The organism is Nonomuraea sp. NPDC059007, from assembly GCF_042740555.1.
Taxonomy (GTDB): domain Bacteria; phylum Actinomycetota; class Actinomycetes; order Streptosporangiales; family Streptosporangiaceae; genus Nonomuraea.
This window is the reverse complement of the sequence record NZ_JBHYJD010000069.1, coordinates 19,723-37,080: the sequence shown is the minus strand read 5'-3', so window position 1 is coordinate 37,080 and position 17,358 is coordinate 19,723. Positions and strand designations below refer to the sequence as shown.

Genomic DNA, 17,358 nt, shown 5'->3' with positions numbered 1-17,358 from the left:
CGCCGCAACCTATCGCGATATATCTTCGAGAGAGAGTTGACTATGCAAGGAGTGTGACATGGCGGGATTGCGGACGGCACGGCGTCTGCTCGTGGGCGGGGCCGCCCTGGCCGCGGCCGGATGGGCGCTGCGGGACGTGCCGGCCGAGCTCGGGGCACGGCCACTGATGTCGGGGCCCGAGCGGTCGGCCAGGATGCGGCGCTCGCCGCGGTTCAAGGACGGCACGTTCTTCAACCCGATGCCCGAGCCGACCCACACGGGCCGGCCCGACCCCAGCATGCTGGCGGAGCTGACGCGCGACCGGACCCAGCGCCGGCCGGCCGGGCTGATCCCGGTGCTGACGCCGCCGTCGGGCGAGCCGGCCGCCGAGGGCCTGCGGGCCATCTGGTACGGCCATGCCTCCACGCTGATCGAGATCGAGGGCAAGCGGGTCCTGTTCGACCCGATCTGGAGCAACCGCCCCTCGCCCTCGCAGCTGGTGGGCCCGCGGCGCCACCACCCGGTGCCGGTCGAGCTTGGCCAGTTGCCGCAGGTGGACGCGATCGTGATCTCGCACGACCACTACGACCATCTGGACATGGCGACGGTGCGGCGGCTGACCAGCTCCCAGAAGGCGCCCTTCCTGGTGCCGCTGGGCATCGGGGCGCACCTGGAGCGCTGGGGCGTGCCGCTGTTCAGGATCATTGAGCTGGACTGGGACGAGGAGGCGGTGGTCGCCGGGCTGCGCTTCGTCTCCACGGCCGCCCGGCACTTCTCCGGCCGCTCGCTGACCCGCAATGACACGCTGTGGGGCTCGTGGGTGGTGGCCGGCCGGAACAAGCGCCTCTTCTACGCCGGCGACTCCGGCTACTTCGAGGGCTACAAGGGCATCGGCGCCGCGCACGGCCCGTTCGACCTGGCGCTCATGCCGATCGGCGCCTACAGCCCGGCCTGGCCGGACATCCACATGAACCCGGAGGAGGCGGTCAACGCCACCATCGACCTCGGCGCGGCGCTGATGCTGCCGGTGCACTGGGCGACGTTCACGCTGGCGCTGCACCCGTGGGGCGAGCCGGTGGACCGGTTGTGGCGCGAGGCCAAGGCGCGCGAGGTCAAGATCGTGGTGCCGCGGCCGGGCGAGCTCGTCGACACCGCCGACGCGCCGGCCCTGGACACCTGGTGGGAGATGCTGGCTTAGACGACCGGGGGCGGTGACGGTCTGGTCCGATTCCTGCCGGTGCCCCGGAGCGAGCGCTGCTTGGCTGGATTCCCATGTCCACCACACCACTGGTCCGCTGGCTCGCCGTCGCCGCCCTCACCCTGGGCATCTTCAGCATCGTCACCAGCGAGATCCTGCCCATCGGCCTGCTGACCGCCATCGGCGCGGACTTCGGCCTCACCGACGGCGTCACCGGGCTCACGATGACGCTGCCCGGCATCGTCGCCGCGTTCGCGGCCCCGGCGCTCACGCTGGCCACGGCCCGCCTGGACCGCCGCGTGATGCTGTGCGCGATGATGGCGCTGCTGGCCGCCGCCGACGTGCTGGCCGCGGTGGCGTGGTCCTATGAGGCGATGCTGGTCTCCCGGATTCTCGTCGGGCTCACGATCGGCGGGTTCTGGTCGGTGGGCGCGGGCCTGGCCGGGCGTCTCGTGCCGCCCGCGGCCGTGGGCACCGCGACGGCGCTGATCTTCTCCGCGGTGCCGCTGGGCTCGGTGCTGGGCGTGCCCGCCGGTACGCTCATCGGCCACGCCGCGGGCTGGCGGGCGGCCTTCGCCGTACTGGCCGGGCTGGCCGTGCTCGTCCTGGCCGCCCTGCTGGTCCTGCTCCCGCCGCTGCCCGCCGACCGGATCACCGCCGCCGGAACGCTGGCGGCACTCCTGCGCCGCCGCGGCACCGCGATCGCCCTGCTGGCCACCTTCCTGGTCGTCCTCGCCCACTTCGGCGCCTACACCTACGTGACGCCGTTCCTGGAGCAGGTCACGCGGCTGCACCCGGCCGCCGTCAGCTCCGTCCTCCTCCTGTACGGCGCCGCCGGCGTGGCAGGGAACTTCGCCGCGGGCAGGACGGTCACCGCCCACCCCCGCGCCACCTTCACCGCGGCCGGCGCCCTCATCGCGGCCGCCACCCTGCTGCTTCCCGTCATCGGCGGCACGGTCTGGGGCGCGGTCGCCCTGCTGGCCCTGTGGGGGCTGGCCTACGGCGCCGTCCCGGTCTGCTCGCAGGCCTGGTTCGCCCGCGCCGCACCCGACGCGCCGGAGGCGGCCACGGTCGTGTTCACCAGCTCGTTCCAGGCCACCTTCGCGCTCGGCGCGCTGTCCGGCGGCATGGTCGTGGACACGCTGGGCGTCGGCGCCGTGATGCTCTGCGCCGGTGTGGCCGCCCTCGCGATGGCCGCGTCCCTGTGGACGCTCACGCGTTAGGGCGACTGCGGCAGCTTCACCGATCCGCGCTTCGGGGCGGGCGCCGACGGCGGCGGCACGACCGGCCCGATGTCGCCGTCGGGCGCCTCGTCCAGGTCCACGATCACCGGCGCGTGGTCGCTCGGCCCCGTGCCCTTGCGCGCGTGCCGGTCGACCCAGGCCGCCTGCACCCGCCCCGCCACCGGATCGGAGGCGAGCACCAGGTCGATGCGCATCCCGAGGTCCTTGTGGAACATGCCCGCCCGGTAGTCCCAGTAGGTGAACACCCGCTCCTCCGGCCACCGCTCGCGCACCACGTCGTGCAGCCCCAGCTTCCGCAGGTCGGCCAGTGCCGCCCGCTCCGGCGGCGTCACGTGGGTCTGCCCCTCGTAGGCGGCCGGGTCGAAGACGTCGGCGTCGGCGGGCGCGATGTTCACGTCGCCGCACACCATCGCCTCGACCGGACCGAGCCGCACCACCTCGCGCAGCGCGGCCAGCCATTCGAGCTTGTACCGGTAGTGGTCGTCGTCCGGCGTACGCCCGTTCGGCACGTACACCGAGTGCACCCGCACGCCCCCGCAGGTCGCCGCCACCGCCCGCGCCTCCTGGTGCGGGAAACCGGGCGCTCCGGCCAGCCCGGTGACCACGTCGTCGAGGCCCGCTCTGGACAGGATCGCCACGCCGTTCCAGCGGGGCTCGCCGTGCGCGGCCACCTCGTAGCCGCGCGCGGCCAGCTCCTCGCCGAGCAGTGCGGCGAAGGCCTGGTCGGCCAGCTTGGTCTCCTGCAGGCAGACGACGTCGGGGCGGCGCTGATCCAGCCAGGGAAGCAGGCGGGGCAGCCGCTGTTTGACCGAGTTCACGTTCCAGGTCGCTACTCGCACCCGATCCACGATATCCGGGATTCACGATCAGCTCTCCCCGGGCGAACCCCGGCTCATAGGCTGGTCCTCTTCACCCTGCGGGAGAGCGATGACCTTCGGATGTGCGGGAAACCTGCCTGATGAGGACGCCGGCTTCGTCGGACGGCTCGGCGTGCTCGCCACCCTCAGACGGCACCTGGCGGAGGCGCGGCTGGTCACGGTGACGGGCATCGGCGGCGTCGGCAAGACCCGCACGGCGCTGCGCCTGGCCCACGAGACGCGCGGCCGCCATCCGGACGGCGCCTGGTTCGCCGGCGTGTCGGCGGTGAGCGACCCGGACCAGGTCAGGCCCGCGATCGCCGCGGCGCTTGGCGCCGGTTCGCTGCCCGGATGGGCCGAGGGGCGCCGCGGGCTGCTCGTGCTCGACGGCTGCGAGCGGGTGGCGCCGCTCTGCGCGCAGGTGGCCGGGGAACTGCTGCGGGCGGCTCCCGGGCTGCGCGTCCTGGTCACCAGCCGGGTGCCGCTGGGCGTACCGGATGAACGGGTGGTCGCGCTGGCGCCGATGGAGACGGCGGGCACGGACAACGAGGCCGTGCGGTTGTTCGCGGCCAGGGCCCGCGCCGTGCAGCCCGGCTTCGAGCTCGACGAGCTGAGCGTCGCCTCGGTGGCCGAGCTGTGCGCCCGTCTCGACGGCATCCCGCTGGCGATCGAGCTCGCCGCGCTGCGGCTGACGAGCATGTCGGTGAACGGCATCGCCGCCGGGCTGACGGACCGCTTCGCCCTGCTGACCGGGCCCGCCGGTCAGCGGAGCCTGCACGACGCCCTGACCCGCAGCTACGACCTGTGCGAGCCCGCCGAGCGCCTGCTGTGGGCCCAGTTGTCGGTCTTCGCGGGCGACTTCGACCTCGAGGCCGCCCGCTTCGTGTGCGGGGAGGAGATCGGCGGCCTGGTCGAGTCGCTGGTGGACAAGTCGGTCCTGCTCATCAGGACCGACTACCCGGGCACCCGCTACAAGCTGCTCGGGACGCTCGCGGAGTACGGCGCGACGCGGCTGGAGGACAGCCGCGAGATCCGCCACCGCCATCTGGTGTACTACCTCGTCCTCGCCACCCGCAGCGAGCAGGACTGGTCGGGCCCGCGCCAGATGTACTGGTTCGAGCGCATGCGCCAGGAACACGACAACGTCCGGGTGGCGCTGGAGCACGCCCTGGACACGCCCGACGAGGCCGCGCTGGCGCTGAGACTGCTGTCGTCGCTCTGGTTCATGTGGGTGTGCTGTGGTTTCGCGGGCGAAGGCCGGAAATATCTGGAACTCGCCCTGCGCGCCAACCCCGAGCCGAGCCCGGAGCGCTGCAAGGCCATGTGGGTGCTGTCGTACGTGCGCAGCGCCCAGGGCGACAGCATGGGCGCCATGTCGATGGCCGAGCTGTGCGGCGCGGAGGCGAAGCGGATCGGCGACTCGAAGGCGCTCATCCTGTCCTCCAAGATGCGGGGCACCGCCGCCCTGCTCCAGGGGGACCTGCAGAAGGCCAGCACGCTGCTGCGCGTGGCGATCGAGTTCACCTCCGACAGCCCGGCGCTGAACCCCGGCCTGCTGCCGGCCGTCGTCGAGCTGGCGATCGTGCTGACCAAGCAGGGGGCGCTCCAGGAAGCGGAGTCGATGCTGCTGGAGTGCCTGCGCATCTGCGAGGACCGCCAGGAGCTGTCCGTGCGGTCGTACGCGTACTGGACGCTGGCGATGACCCGGCTGGAGATGGGCCAGGCAGGAGAGGCGCTGCACGACGTCAGGAAGACCCTGCGGCTCAAGCGGCCGTTCCACGACATCCTGGGCATCCTGCTCGCGCTGGAGACCGCCGCCGGCGTCTACGCGGCGCTGGAGCGGCCCGCGCTCTCGGTCCGCCTGCTGGGCGCCCTCCGGGTGAACTGGAAGGCCGCTGGGCTGCCGATGCTGGGCGCGCCGTGGCTCACCGACGACCACGACCTGCTGGTCCAGAAGTGCCACAAGGTGCTGGGCGAGATCGCCTACAAGGAGGCCTTCGACTCCGGCATGCGGCTGGATCTGGCGCAGGCGACCGCGCTGGCGCTGGGGGCCCCTCCCGCGGGCGGGCCGGCCGAGCTGAAGATCAGGGTCGCCGGGCCCGCGGGCACCGCGCTCACCGAGGACGCCGTCGAGCGGGTCACCCGCGCCTTCGGCTTCACCATGCGGGCCGGGGACGACGGCGACGGCGGGACCGCCTGCGGCCTGGTGTTCCGCGACGACGGCGAGGGGGTGCCGGCCGAGCAGCGCCTGGAGGAAATGGACCGCTCCCTGCGGGAGGATCCGCCCCGGGACCCCTCGGTCGCCAGGCTGTTCACCGTGCTGCGGAACGCCGGTCCCGCCGTGGTGCTGATCAAGCGGACCCTCATCGTCCACGCCCAGGGAAAGATCACGACCCGCCGCCTGTCAACGGCGGAACAGGCGTTCCTGCACAGCCGCCCGCAGCTGTTCGACGACCCGGACGGGCTGGTCGCCGAGTTCCGGCAGCTCGCGACGGAATCGGCGGTGGACGGCTCCGTGCAGGCGGGGCGCGACTACGACGAGGGGATCGCCGGGCAGCTCGGCGTCCCCGTCGCCGTCGCCATCAAGGCATGGGGCGATCCGGAGGGTTATGAGATCTCGCCGAACACCCCGGCCTGGACCAAGCGGGGCTACACCGACTGCAGCCTCGCCGCGCTGGTCATCAAGCCGCCGCCGGGTGCCCGCATGCCTGCGCGCAAGGTGATCGCGAAGGTCTGCCCGCCGGGCCCGCTGGCTCGCGAGTACGCCCGGCACCGGCTCGCCCTCGACGTGAGCGCGGTGCTGTTCCGGCAGAAGCACCTGGCCGGTCTGCTGCCCCATCCACCGCGCGTCGCCGGCACCGGCGAGCGCGTGTTCTTCCAGGAGGTCGCCGGCGGCAGCCTGACCGACATGGTGCAGATGTCCGAGCTGACCTCACCCCAGGAGCTCGTCCCCGTGTTCCAGCGCGTCGTCAAGGGCGTGCTGTCGGAGTGGAACCCGTACCCGGCCGAGGTCCGCGCGGACGTGGACTCGGGAGAGTACCTGCGCGCCGAGCTGGGCGCCCGGTTCGGCGACGACGCGAAGCTGACCACGTGGGCGTTGGAGTGCGGGCTGCTGGAGCCGGAGCGGAGCTGGATCTGGTTCTCCGGCGACCGGTCCGCGACGGTGCTGCCCAACCCGCTGGCCATGGTCGCAGGCGACATCGCCGGAGCCCACCACGTCCAGCACCTGCGCGGCTTCTCCCACGGCGACCTGCACCACGGAAACGTGCTGATCCCGCGCACCGCCGCGGGCAGGCTGGAGCCGAAGCAGTTCCGGCTCATCGACCTGACCACGTTCGAGAAGTGCGCCTCGCAGGCGTCGGACCCGGCGACGCTGCTGCTGTCGGTCATCGCCAGGCAGGTTCCGCGGCCGGGCGAGGAGCTGTTCGACCTGATCGTGAACGGCGAGGGCGACGACGAGCTCATCGGGCCCCTGGTCCGCTTCCTGTACGACTACAAGCTCCTGACCCCGGGCTTCCACGACGACTGGCGCCACCAGCTCCTGCTGTCCCTGCTGGCCGCGGCGCTGACCCAGTGCACCTTCGCCGACGTGGACGAGCACCTGAAGTGGTGGTTCTTCCGGCTGGCGGCCCGGTGCGGCGCGGCGTACCTGCACGGCACCCGGTCGTGGGACCCGCCCGAGACGGCCGTGCCCCAGCAACTCCGGCCGGAGCACATGCGGGGCTTCGAGATGGGCGAACGCTGAACGCGTCCTTTTACCCATTCCCTGGGCTGAACCCGGGCGTGTGCCCGCCCCGTACAACCGGGCGCCACCACGCAGAACCCTCAGCCAAAGGATCGATCATGAAGAAGCTCGTCGTCTCCGGCCTGGCCGTGGCCGCCGCCCTGACCGCCTCCTCCCTGGCCGCCGCCCCCGCGCAGGCCACCACCCCGGTCTACCTCGCCGCCACGCTCACCGGCGCCAACGAGGTTCCCACGCCCGGCCAGAAGGTCGGCGACCGGGACGGCCGCGCCGTCGCCGTCTTCCGCGTCCACGGCAACCGGGTCGACTACGCCATCCGCTGGAACCGGGTGGCCGCCCCGACCGCGTTCCACATCCACCAGGGCCGGGCCGGCAGGAACGGCGAGGTGAAGATCCCGTTCTTCGGCGCCGCGCTGCCCGCCAACCTCACCGCCGTCAAGGGCGCCGTGACCGTCGACGACCGCGGCCTGCTGCGCCGCATCACCGCCAATCCCGGGAACTGGTACGCCAACCTGCACACCGCCGAGTTCGGCGGCGGCGCCGTGCGCGCCCAGCTCCACCGCGTCCGCCCGGTCTCCCTGGACTCCGTGCTCGCCTACGGCTCCGGCCGTACGCTGACCTCGGTGGCGACCGGCGCGCAGGAAGTGCCCGCCCCCGGCCAGAAGGTCGGCGACCGGGACGGCCGCGCCGCGTGGCTGGTGTGGGCCCGGGGCACCCGGGTCGCGTTCGCCACCGCGTGGGCCAGGATCGGCGCGCCCACGAACGGCCACATCCACCGCGGAGCCAGGGGCGAGAACGGCCCGGTCGTGGCCGACTTCTTCGGTGACCCCAAGGGCCTGCCCGCCTCGATCACCGGTGTGGCCGGCAGCACGAGGGCCAAGGCCGCCGTGGTGCGGGGCATCAACAGGAACCCGAAGAACTGGTACACGAACCTGCACACCAAGGAGTTCCCCGGCGGCGCCGTGCGCGGCCAGCTCCACCGCGGCGGCTGGTAGACCCCGTCAGCGCACCCGTCCCCGCGGCTTCAGCCGGGTGCCCGGCAGCTCGGGGGCGGGCAGCGGCTCCCCGTCGAACCCGCGCACCTCACCGAACCCTTTACCCTGCGTCCATTCCTTGCGGTAGGCGGCGATGTCGTCATGGGAACGGCCGACGAAGTTCCACCACATGACGATCTCCTCCGCGAACGGCTCGCCGCCGATCAGCAGCACCCGCCCGCGCCCCTCCAGCACGATCCGCTCGCGGCCCGGCGGCAGGTACAGCAGCGGGCCGGCGGGCACCGGCTCGACCGCGCCGTCGAGCAGCAGCAGCCCGTGCTCGAACCCCGGCTCGACCGCCAGCTCGGCCCGGCCGTCCACCGAGACCTCCGCGCCGACCAGCGGCGTGTAGGCCGTGGCCGGGGACGGCCCGCCCATGAGCACGCGGGAGCGGTACCCCGGCCCGTCCAGCACCGGCAGCTCCGCGTGATGCTCGAACGCCGGTTCCACGCCCCGGTGCTCCTCCGGCAGCGCCACCCACAGCTGCACCCCGTGCAGCGTGCCGCCCTCGGCGGACTCCTCCGAGTGCGAGATGCCGCGCCCGGCGGTCATCAGGTTGAGCTGGCCCGGCCGGACCGCCCGCAGGCTGCCGAGGCTGTCGCGGTGCAGCACCTCGCCCTCGACCAGCCAGCTCACGGTCTGCAGCCCGGTGTGCGGGTGGGGCGGCACCCGCATCGCCACCGTCTCGGGGCCGTAGGCGTCGACGAAGCACCAGGCGCCGATCATGCGGCGCCGTACGTGAGGGAGGGTGCGGGTGACGCTCATCGCGCGCGGCCCGCCCAGCGGGACCGCGCGCCCGGTGAGCAGCTCCGTCCCCGTCGCGCCGTCCGCCGCGCAGACGACCTCCTGAGGGTCGCGTTCCAGGTTGCTCACACCCTGAAGGTACACGCGCCCGGTTCTCAGTAGACCGAGATGTGGGGGTGGTCGTAGTGGTTGGCGGTGGTGCCGCCCCGGTCGGTCATGGTGCGCCACTGGCCGGTGCGCACGTGCCAGATGCGCTGGCGGTAGATCACGTACATGATGCCGAGGCGCTTGGCGTTCTTGACGACCCACGCGCAGATCTCGTTGCCGCGGGCGATCTCGGCGGCCGAGGGCATGGCGCCGCCGCGGCTGAGCATGAAGTCGCAGGCCCGGCCGAGGGGGTGTTCGCCGCCGTCGCGGATCGAGCGGTAGCAGCCGATGCCGAACGGCACCTCGAAGCGCTCCTGGACGAGCTGCTTGACCAGGCGCATGCGCGGGGTGATGTTGTCCTCGCCGGCGGGCAGCTGCGGGACGAAGGTGCCGTCGCGGCGGGCGCCGGGCACGTCGTGAAGCTGGTCGATCTTGTCGCGCATCTTCTCGATCAGCTTCTCGGCCTTCTTCTTGCGCGACTCCAGGTCCTCGACGGTCGCGCGCAGCTCCTCCTCCTGGGCCGCCGACTCCTCCTGGGCGCGCTGGAGCTCATCGCGTACCTGGGCGAAGCCCCGCAGCCTGGCGTTCTGGACGTCGACCATGTGGCGGTTGAGCGCGAGCCTGTTGAGCAGGGACGCCGGGTCGCCGCCGCCGCTGAACATGTTGGCCAGGTTGGGCTCGCCGGTGATGTACTGGGTGGTGCCCATGAGGCGGAGGTTGGTGGCCTCGCGGTCGTAGACGGCCTGGGCGCCCTTGAAGCGTTCGCGGGCGGCCTTCTCGGTCTTGTCGACCTTCTGCAGCTCGACGCGGCTACTGTAGTAGTCGGTGATGAGCTTGTCCGACTCCTTCTGGAGGGCGGCCAGCTCCTTCTTCAGCTGCTTCACCGTCGGCTTGGGCTTGGCCGAGGCCGGTATCGGGGCCACGGCGAGCGCCACCACCGCCGCCAGCGCCGCCAGCGCCGCGAGTTTTCTCCACAGCGGCCCGCGCCGCACGCCAGCGGGTGACGCAGCCGCCACGCTTCTCCTTCGACCGAGCCCACGGGCGGTTCGCCGTTCCTTAACCGCAGGCCGGGGGCGCCCTCTGTCCGATCGAAGATAGTAGGGGATAGCGGCCGTTGAGGTGCAATCAGGTCATTCGGTATCGCGCCGGTGGCGGCTCCTGCCGGCCTGCCGCGCGGCGAGGTGGCGGCCCAGCAGGACCGAACCGGGCAGCACCGCCATACCCAGCAGGCTGCTGCCCAGGCCGAGGTCGAGGTCGGCGTCGAGCAACTGCTTGCCGCCCTTGAGCACGGGCAGGTCCAGGGAGACCTTCAGCGACACCGACAGCAGCGGCTCGGGCTTCTTCTCCGGGGGCTTGCCGCCCGAGGAGGGCTGGGGCTGCGTCGCGGGTGGTGGGGTCGCCTTCGTGGGCTCGCCCTTGGTGGGCGCGTCCTTGGTGGGCTCGGGGCCGTGGGTCGGGCCGGTGTCGCGGGCGGGGCTGCGGGTGGGCTCGGCGGTCTTGCCGGGGGTGCGGCTCGGCGTGGCCGTGGGGCTGGGCTCGTGGGTCGGCCGCAGCGTCCGCGTCGGCTCCCCCGCCGCGGTGACCTCGTCCGGCGGTACGGCGGTGCCCGCGCGGTCGCCCGCGTCGGTGATCGGCGGCGAGAAGGGTAGGCCGGTGGAGGGGCCCGGCGTGCGCGAGGGCGTGGTGGCCGGCGGCGATAACAACGGCGCCGAGCTCACCGGGGGTAACGCGCGCGCGGTCTCGATCGGCGGGTCCTCGGTCCACATGACGAAGACCGAGACCACGGCCGCCGCCGTGGCCGCGATCAGCCCGCTGGCGATGGCGAACTTGGCCACCGGCGTCAGCGCGCTGCGCGCGAACCCGGTCGCCACCTCGGCTCCCGCCGACGGCACCAGCGGCAGCAGCGCGATGTGCGGGACGGTCAGCAGCCCGAGCCCGGCGCGGCCGCGCCGCTCCCACCCGTTCCCGTACGCCCTGCCCGCCACCTCCTCCAGCTCGGCCAGGAAGGCCTGCGCGGACGGGGGCCGCTCGGCCGGGTCCTTGGCCATGCCGAGCTCGACCAGCCCTCTGACCCGCTCGTCCACGTTGGCCAGCGGCGGCGGTACGTTCTGGTGCTGGTAGGCGAGGACGGCGGCGTCCTCGCCGGGGAACGGGCGGTGCCCGGTGAGGCACTCGAAGAAGACGACGGTGGCGGCGTAGACGTCGGTGGCGGGCCCGGCGGGGGCGTCCTCCCACTGCTCTGGCGCCATGTACGACGGCGTGCCCACGTAGGTGCCGGCCTCGCCGAAGCGGGTGGCGAGGCCGAAGTCGACGAGCTTGCTGACGCCGTCGGCGGCGACGATGACGTTCTCCGGCTTGAAGTCGCGGTGGGCGACGCCGAGCCCGTGGGCCGCGGCCAGGCCGGTGAGGGCGCCCTTGAGGACGGCCAGCGCCGCCTCGGCGCCGGTGGCGCCCTCGTGGGTGAGCAGGCGGCGCAGGGTGATGCCGTCGACCAGTTCCATGACGATCGCGGCGTCGTCCTCGCCCTCCACGTACTCGTAGAGCCGGGCGGTGTGCGGGCTGTCCAGCGCGCCGATCACCCTGGCCTCGTCGCGGAACCTGGCGACGAACTCCTTGTCCTCACGGAGTCCGGGCGACAGGTGCTTGATCGCCACGGGTAAGCCGTCCGACGCCCGCACGGCCAGCATGACCTGGCCCGTGCCGCCGTGTCCGAGCTCGCGAATCTCCGTGTAGCCCGGAACCTGCATCGCGGAACCCCCTGGGCAAAAGATCCAGTCTCCCGGACACTAGCCCGTATTGGCGGGCGGTACAACACGCTCCGTCGAGAAGCCGTGACGGGATCGGCAGAGCAGGTGGACGCCCGCCGCGCACCCCAGCCCCACCGCCACCAGCCCCCACCAGGCCAGACCCGCTTCCAGCGCGGCGCCGGTCAGCACGTTGCCGGCCGCCACGCCGATGCCGGAGGCCGTGCTGTAGAGGCCGTAGCAGGTGCCGATCCGCTCGCCGCCGAAGCGCGCCACGGTGGCCATCTCGAAGGGGTAGACGATCATGCTGCCGAGCGTGAGCAGGACAGTGGCGGCCATCACCGCCACCCCGCCGGGGAGCCCGGCCGCCATCAGCCCGGGTGGCGCGAAGGACAGGCCCATCAGCGCCAGCCCGCGGGTGATCGCCTGTCCGGGCGTCCAGCGCGCCGCCGCCCACGCGGTCACCTTCACCTGGCCGAGCATGGCCATCGCGCCGGACACCACGAAGATCCACACCGCCTGCTCCGGTACGGCCAGCGGCAAGCTGAGATAGACCTGGAACCCGAGCACGTACGAGCCCGTCATGGCCAGCGCGAACAGGCAGAACGCCCGGTCGCCGAGCGCGCCGCGCCAGTCGGCCAGTATCGAGACGTCCGCGTCCGCCCGGCTGCCCCGCCGCGCCGGCAGCGCCCTGGCCTGGGCGAGCGCGAGCACCGCGAACAGCGCCGCCGCGCTCAGGCAGGTCAGGCGGAAGGCGACGGCGTTGAGCAGCAGCCCGACGAGCGGCCCGGCCAGGATGCCGGTCTGGTAGAAGACGTTGAACAGCGCGAACGCCTCCACCTTCCGCTCCCCCGCCTCCTGGGCCAGGTAGGCGCGGGCGGCGGGGTTGAAGAACGCGCCGGCCAGGCCCGTCAGCGCGGAGGCGGCCAGCAGCGCGGGCACCGCCTCGACCAGGCCGAGCATCGCGAACCCGGCCGTGCGCAGGAGCAGGCCGGTGAGGATCATCGGCTTGTAGCCGAGCCGGTCGGCCAGGCTGCCGCCGAGCAGGAACAGTCCCTGCTGGCACAGGTTGCGCACGCCGAGCACCAGCGCCGCCGCCCACACCGCCAGGCCCAGGTCGCCGGTGAGGTGGGCGGCCAGGTACGGCATGAGCATGTAGAAGCCGACGTTGATGGTCAGCTGGTTGATCATGAGCAGCCGGATCGGCCTGCTGTAGCCGGACATCACGACGTCGCTCCCGCCGGGCGGGTGACAATGGCGCAGCGGGTCCAGCGCCCGGCTTCCGCGGCAGCCGGGTGGGGCAGCTCGTCCGGTTCCGGCTCGGGTTTGGTGTCGAGCAGGCCGTGCTCGGCGCAGTAGGCGTCGCCGTACACGGTGTCGAAATAGCGCTCGGGGCCGTCGGGGAAGACGGCGGCGATGCGGGTGCCCGGCGGCTCGCGCCGGGCCAGCCACGAGGCGACCAGCGCGACCGCGCCGACGCTCCACCCGCCGGTGGCGTAGCGGGCGGCGGCCAGGCGGCGGCAGGCCCACACGGCCTCGGCGGGCGCCACCCAGTGGACCTCGCGGAAGGCGTCGTAGGCGACGTTGGCGGGATGGATGCTGCTGCCGAGGCCCCGCATCAGGCGCGGCCCGGCGGGCTGGCCGAAGATGGCCGAGCCGACGGTGTCCACGCCGACCAGCCGCACGTCCGGGCTGTGCGCGCGCAGCACGCGGTGGATCCCGGCGCTGTGCCCGCCGGTGCCGACGCTGCAGACGAGCACGTCGACGCGGCCGAGCTGGGCGGTCAGCTCGGCGGCGAGCCCGGCGTAGGCGGCCGCGTTGTCGGGGTTGGCGTACTGGTCGGGGCAGTAGGCGCCGGGCTCGCCCGCCATGAGCTCGCGCACGCGGGCGCGCCGCGCGGCCTGCCAGCCCCCTTCCCGGTACGGCTCGGCCACGATCTCCAGCCGCGCCCCGTAGGCGAGCAGCAGGCGGCGCATCAGCGGCTCCATGCCCGGGTCGGCCACGAGCGTGACGGGATGGCCGTGCACCACTCCGGCCAGCGCCAGCCCGAGGCCGAGCGTCCCGCTGGTCGACTCGATGATCGGGGCGCCGGGCCGCAGGTCGCCGCGCCTGCGGGCCTCGGCCACCATGTGCAGGGCGGGGCGGTCCTTGATGCCGCCGGGGTTGTAGCCCTCGAGCTTGGCCCAGAAGCCGCGCTCGCCGCCCGACCAGAGCTCGGGCACCCACAACACCGGGGTGTTGCCCACAAGTCCTGATATATCCACTTGTTCTCTCCTGTGCTGAGGTACGGATGGACGCGCCGGGGGCGCTTCTACATCCGGCTCACGCACAGGAGGGCGAGCAGGGCGGCGGGCCGTACGGACGGCTGGGCCGGGGACGGCGGGACGGCCGGGACCGGCGCGGCGGCGCAGCGGCCCTGCTGACCGGGCGCGGGCGCGTCGACGGCGGGCTGCTGCGCGGCGGGCGCGTCGCAGGAGGCCTCGTGCTCGTGCGGATGCGTGCCGGTGTCGCAGCCGGACACCCCGGCGGGCTGCGGGGTGTCGGCGTGCGCGTGCGGTCCGGCCATGCACAGGAGGGTGAGCACGACCATGAGCGCCACGAACGGCCTCCAGGTCATGGCGTGCACGCTACATCACGCTGCGTGACCGCACCCCGCCGGCGCGGCACTTTTTACTACTTCCTATAGTAGCCAGCGCGGCCACATTTGCTCCGTTACCCCACAGGGGTATACCGTGACCCGCGCAGATTGACGAACGGAGCTTCAAGCATGTCCACGCACCAGGAACACCAGGGCCACCACGAACACGGTGACCACGCGGCGCACGGAGAGCACGGCGGCCACAGCGCGCACGGTGCCCATGACGCGGACGGCGCACACGGCGCTCACCCCGAGCACGGACACGGCGCGCACGGGCATGGCGCGACGACCTGGAAGATGGCGGCGCTTGCCACGCTGCACTGCCTCACCGGGTGCGCCATCGGCGAGGTGCTGGGCATGGTGATCGGCACCGCGCTCGGCTGGGGCAACGTGGCCACCATCGCCCTGGCCGTCGGCCTGGCGTTCGTGTTCGGCTACGCCCTGACCATGGTCGGCGTGCTCAAGGCGGGCCTGACCTTCAAGCAGGCGCTGAAGGTGGCGCTGGCCGCCGACACGGTGTCGATCCTCGTGATGGAGATCGTGGACAACGGCGTCATGGTGATCGTGCCCGGCGCCATGGACGCCGGGCTGGCCTCATGGCTGTTCTGGGGCGCGCTGGCCTTCGCCTTCGTCGTCGCCTTCCTGGTGACCACACCGGTCAACAAGTGGCTGATCGGCAAGGGCAAGGGCCACGCCGTCGTCCACGCCTACCACTAGGCCGGGTTGTTCGCGTGGGTGAGCGTCTCCCAGCCGAGGAAGTGGCTCACCCCCGCCGGGCGGCTCTGCTCGACCAGCCGCTGCGTACGGGCCATGCCGATGCCCATGCGGTTGCGCAGGGCGTTGAAGCCCACCTCGAACGTAGGGCCGAGCCCCAGCTTCACCGAGCCGCCGCAGAGCCAGGACGGCACCGGCTCGCCCAGTTGCAGGCCGGCGTGGAAGCCCATCGCGTGACGTAGCCGGTCCTTGCCTTCCGCGTACAGGTCGAGGCCCTGGTGGCGGGCGGTCTCCGCCACGTGTACGGCGGCGGCGATGCCCCAGCCGGTGTGGCCGAAGTCGCGGCAGGTCTCCTGGGCCAGGCCGTTGACGAAGGTGGTCTGGCCGTACCAGTAGCCGATGAGCTCGTCGCGGGTGTCGTACCTGCTGCCGGGCGCCTGCTTGGGCAGGGAGCCGTCGGTGGTCAGGTAGACGTAGGCGGCCAGGCGGCCGCGCCAGGTGGTGACCGCGCGGTCGAAGGCGGCGCGGTCGTCGAGGTGGACGGCGATGCCGATCGCCGCGTCCGTCATGATCAGTTCCCAGTTGCCGTTGGTGTTGGGGCTGCCCGCGATGACGATCGGCAGGTAGACGGTGCGCAGCTTGGTGGCGAAGCGGCCGGCGTTGGCCCAGCCGGTGTAGGTGTGCTTGACGAGCTCGGCGGCCCGGGAGAACGACGCCCCGGCCCAGCCGGTCTGCAGGCGGGCGTTGTGGCCGGTGTGCTGGGTGATCACGGCGGACCAGGCGTCCATGATCTGGACGGCCTTCTTGGCGTGGCGGTCGTCGCCGGTCAGGTACCACTGCAGGGCGTGCGTGTAGGCGGCCATCGCGTCGTTGCGCTCGTCGGAGCAGCCGTTGTTGGGGTTGGAGGACGGGCCGCACTCGACGTTGGCGCGCGGCTTCGGCGTGTAGGACAGCGAGGCGAACGAGCTGGCGCGCAACGCCGCCCACGCCGACTTCCAGGGCTCGGCGCCGAGGTTGGCCTTGACGTGGTCGAGCTGGGCCCGGCTGACCAGGACACCGGGATGGTTGAAGGCAGCTCCGACCTTTTCCGCCGAAGCCGGCTGGACCGGTACGGCCAGCGCGACGGCTAACAGAAGGACAGCGAGGATGGGGCGCACGACAGGCTCCTTACCGCAGCGGGCAGACATCGGGTGTCTGACCCCCATCCAAGCCAGCCGTCGAAGGCCCGGTCAACGACCAAGGGGAAACTAGGCGGATAGAAGCGTGCGCGCCGCCAGGAGGCGCCGGATGTTGCCCGCGGCGGTTCTCCCGGCCCGGTTGGCGCCGATGGTGCTGGCCGAGGGCCCGTAGCCGACGAGCTGCAGGCGCGGCTCCCTGACCACCTGGGTGCCCTCGACCTTGATGCCGCCGCCGGGCTCGCGCAGCCGCAGCGGGGCCAGGTGGTCGAGGGCGGAGCGGAAACCGGTGGCCCACACGATGGCGTCCACCCGCTCGTGCCGCCCGTCCGCCCAGGTGAGCCCGCCGGGGGTGATGCGGGCGAACATCGGCAGCCGGTTCAGCACGCCCTTCTCGCGCGCCGCCCTGATCACCGGGGTGGAGCTGAGCCCGGTGACGCTGACCACGCTCTGCGGCGGCAGCCCGGCGCGCACCCGCTCCTCGACCAGGGCGACCGCGTCTCGCCTGGCGACCTCGCCGAACGGGTCGTCGCGCCAGACCGGCTCGCGCCTGGTCAACCAGCGCGTGCCCGCGGCGACGTCGGCCAGTTCCGCCAGCACGTGCATGGCCGAGGCGCCGCCGCCGACGACGGCCACCCGCCGCCCGGCGAACTCCCCCGGACCCCGGTAGCCGGCGTAGTGGATCTGGCGGCCCCGGAAGCCGCCGCCGCCCGGGTAGTAGGGCCAGTAGGGGCGGGTCCAGGTGCCGGTGGCGTTCACCACGGCCCGCGCGGCCCAGTCGCCGCGGGAGGTGGCCACCACGAGACGGTCGTCGCCGCCGCGGCCGACCGCGGTGACGCGGACCGGGCGAAGCACGTCCAGGCCGATCTCCGCCTCGTAGGCGCCGTAGTAGGCGGGCACCACCTCGCGGGCGGGGGCGGCGCCGTCCTGGTGCTCCTCCTGCGGGACGCCCGGCAGGTCGAAGATGCTGTGGATCTTGTCCATGGTCAGCGACGGTGATCGGTGCCGCCACGCGCCGCCCGGCCCCTCCTCCGCGTCGAGCACCACGGTGTCCAGGCCGAAGCGGCGCAGGAAGTAGGCGCCGGACAGGCCCGCCTGCCCGGCGCCGATGACCACGACGTCAGTGATGTCCACGATCTCTG

15 protein-coding genes are annotated in these 17,358 nt (G+C 72.9%); 5 read left to right on the top strand and 10 right to left on the bottom strand.

All coding sequences use genetic code 11. The annotated features are described in order from the left end of the window. Window positions 1-58: 58 nt before the first annotated feature. Both ACFWY5_RS52875 and ACFWY5_RS52870 read left to right on the top strand, forming a co-directional pair. The gene (locus ACFWY5_RS52875; protein ID WP_379639602.1) at window positions 59-1,177 is read left to right on the top strand and encodes an MBL fold metallo-hydrolase; all 1,119 of its coding nucleotides are present in this window, start codon (window positions 59-61) and stop codon (window positions 1,175-1,177) included. 74 nt (window positions 1,178-1,251) lie between these two features. Further along, window positions 1,252-2,400 carry an MFS transporter gene (locus ACFWY5_RS52870; protein ID WP_379616963.1) on the top strand — a complete coding sequence of 383 codons (1,149 nt, stop codon included), beginning with the start codon at window positions 1,252-1,254 and terminating at the stop codon, window positions 2,398-2,400. On the opposite strand, the gene ACFWY5_RS52865 is transcribed toward ACFWY5_RS52870, so the two are convergent. Then, the gene (locus ACFWY5_RS52865; protein ID WP_379639601.1) at window positions 2,397-3,260 is read right to left on the bottom strand and encodes an exodeoxyribonuclease III; all 864 of its coding nucleotides are present in this window, start codon (window positions 3,258-3,260) and stop codon (window positions 2,397-2,399) included. The genes ACFWY5_RS52870 and ACFWY5_RS52865 overlap by 4 nt on opposite strands. Window positions 3,261-3,348: 88 nt before the next feature. Between ACFWY5_RS52865 and ACFWY5_RS52860 the strand changes: the two genes are divergently transcribed. Both ACFWY5_RS52860 and ACFWY5_RS52855 read left to right on the top strand, forming a co-directional pair. Beyond that, window positions 3,349-7,023, top strand: coding sequence for an ATP-binding protein (locus ACFWY5_RS52860; RefSeq protein ID WP_379639600.1), 3,675 nt, complete (start codon window positions 3,349-3,351; stop codon window positions 7,021-7,023). Between the two features lie 98 nt (window positions 7,024-7,121). Beyond that, the gene (locus ACFWY5_RS52855) at window positions 7,122-8,015 is read left to right on the top strand and encodes a CHRD domain-containing protein (protein WP_379639599.1); all 894 of its coding nucleotides are present in this window, start codon (window positions 7,122-7,124) and stop codon (window positions 8,013-8,015) included. 6 nt (window positions 8,016-8,021) lie between these two features. Here ACFWY5_RS52855 and ACFWY5_RS52850 read toward each other — a convergent pair whose 3' ends face one another. From ACFWY5_RS52850 to ACFWY5_RS52820, 7 genes are all read right to left on the bottom strand, one after another. After that, window positions 8,022-8,927, bottom strand: coding sequence for a pirin family protein (locus ACFWY5_RS52850; RefSeq protein WP_379639598.1), 906 nt, complete (start codon window positions 8,925-8,927; stop codon window positions 8,022-8,024). Window positions 8,928-8,953: 26 nt separating this feature from the next. Further along, window positions 8,954-9,961 (bottom strand): coiled-coil domain-containing protein, encoded by a 1,008-nt coding sequence (locus ACFWY5_RS52845; RefSeq protein ID WP_379639597.1) that lies wholly within the window; start codon window positions 9,959-9,961, stop codon window positions 8,954-8,956. A 114-nt stretch (window positions 9,962-10,075) separates the two neighbouring features. Then, on the bottom strand, window positions 10,076-11,692 hold the full coding sequence (locus tag ACFWY5_RS52840; RefSeq protein ID WP_379639596.1) for a protein kinase: 1,617 nt from the start codon (window positions 11,690-11,692) through the stop codon (window positions 10,076-10,078). A 39-nt stretch (window positions 11,693-11,731) separates the two neighbouring features. After that, window positions 11,732-12,913 (bottom strand): MFS transporter, encoded by a 1,182-nt coding sequence (locus ACFWY5_RS52835; RefSeq protein ID WP_379639613.1) that lies wholly within the window; start codon window positions 12,911-12,913, stop codon window positions 11,732-11,734. Continuing rightward, the gene (locus ACFWY5_RS52830) at window positions 12,913-13,935 is read right to left on the bottom strand and encodes a PLP-dependent cysteine synthase family protein (RefSeq protein ID WP_379639595.1); all 1,023 of its coding nucleotides are present in this window, start codon (window positions 13,933-13,935) and stop codon (window positions 12,913-12,915) included. Before ACFWY5_RS52830 ends, ACFWY5_RS52835 begins: the two co-directional genes overlap by 1 nt. A gap of 65 nt (window positions 13,936-14,000) precedes the next feature. After that, window positions 14,001-14,306, bottom strand: a complete 306-nt coding sequence (locus ACFWY5_RS52825) for a hypothetical protein (protein WP_379616947.1) — start codon at window positions 14,304-14,306, stop codon at window positions 14,001-14,003. A 144-nt stretch (window positions 14,307-14,450) separates the two neighbouring features. Beyond that, window positions 14,451-14,606 (bottom strand): hypothetical protein, encoded by a 156-nt coding sequence (locus ACFWY5_RS52820; protein WP_379639594.1) that lies wholly within the window; start codon window positions 14,604-14,606, stop codon window positions 14,451-14,453. An 18-nt stretch (window positions 14,607-14,624) separates the two neighbouring features. Here ACFWY5_RS52820 and ACFWY5_RS52815 point away from each other — a divergent pair, with 18 nt between their 5' ends. After that, window positions 14,625-15,044 (top strand): DUF4396 domain-containing protein, encoded by a 420-nt coding sequence (locus ACFWY5_RS52815; protein WP_379616943.1) that lies wholly within the window; start codon window positions 14,625-14,627, stop codon window positions 15,042-15,044. Here ACFWY5_RS52815 and ACFWY5_RS52810 read toward each other — a convergent pair. Both ACFWY5_RS52810 and ACFWY5_RS52805 read right to left on the bottom strand, forming a co-directional pair. Beyond that, the gene (locus tag ACFWY5_RS52810) at window positions 15,041-16,198 is read right to left on the bottom strand and encodes an alginate lyase family protein (RefSeq protein ID WP_379616941.1); all 1,158 of its coding nucleotides are present in this window, start codon (window positions 16,196-16,198) and stop codon (window positions 15,041-15,043) included. The genes ACFWY5_RS52815 and ACFWY5_RS52810 overlap by 4 nt on opposite strands. A 90-nt stretch (window positions 16,199-16,288) precedes the next feature. Continuing rightward, a complete protein-coding gene (locus ACFWY5_RS52805) occupies window positions 16,289-17,350 on the bottom strand; it encodes an FAD-dependent oxidoreductase (protein ID WP_379639593.1) in 1,062 nt (353 codons plus the stop codon). Window positions 17,351-17,358: the final 8 nt, after the last annotated feature.

What these genes read in the sequence shown, in the direction of transcription:
- ACFWY5_RS52875 (WP_379639602.1), top strand. Translation starts at nt 59, where the DNA reads ATGGCGGGATTGCGGACGGCACGGCGTCTGCTCGTGGGCGGGGCCGCC.
- ACFWY5_RS52870 (WP_379616963.1), top strand. Translation starts at nt 1,252, where the DNA reads ATGTCCACCACACCACTGGTCCGCTGGCTCGCCGTCGCCGCCCTCACC.
- ACFWY5_RS52860 (WP_379639600.1), top strand. Translation starts at nt 3,349, where the DNA reads ATGACCTTCGGATGTGCGGGAAACCTGCCTGATGAGGACGCCGGCTTC.
- ACFWY5_RS52855 (WP_379639599.1), top strand. Translation starts at nt 7,122, where the DNA reads ATGAAGAAGCTCGTCGTCTCCGGCCTGGCCGTGGCCGCCGCCCTGACC.
- ACFWY5_RS52840 (WP_379639596.1), bottom strand. Translation starts at nt 11,692, where the DNA reads ATGCAGGTTCCGGGCTACACGGAGATTCGCGAGCTCGGACACGGCGGC.
- ACFWY5_RS52835 (WP_379639613.1), bottom strand. Translation starts at nt 12,913, where the DNA reads ATGTCCGGCTACAGCAGGCCGATCCGGCTGCTCATGATCAACCAGCTG.
- ACFWY5_RS52825 (WP_379616947.1), bottom strand. Translation starts at nt 14,306, where the DNA reads ATGACCTGGAGGCCGTTCGTGGCGCTCATGGTCGTGCTCACCCTCCTG.
- ACFWY5_RS52820 (WP_379639594.1), bottom strand. Translation starts at nt 14,606, where the DNA reads ATGCCCGTGCGCGCCGTGTCCGTGCTCGGGGTGAGCGCCGTGTGCGCC.
- ACFWY5_RS52815 (WP_379616943.1), top strand. Translation starts at nt 14,625, where the DNA reads ATGGCGGCGCTTGCCACGCTGCACTGCCTCACCGGGTGCGCCATCGGC.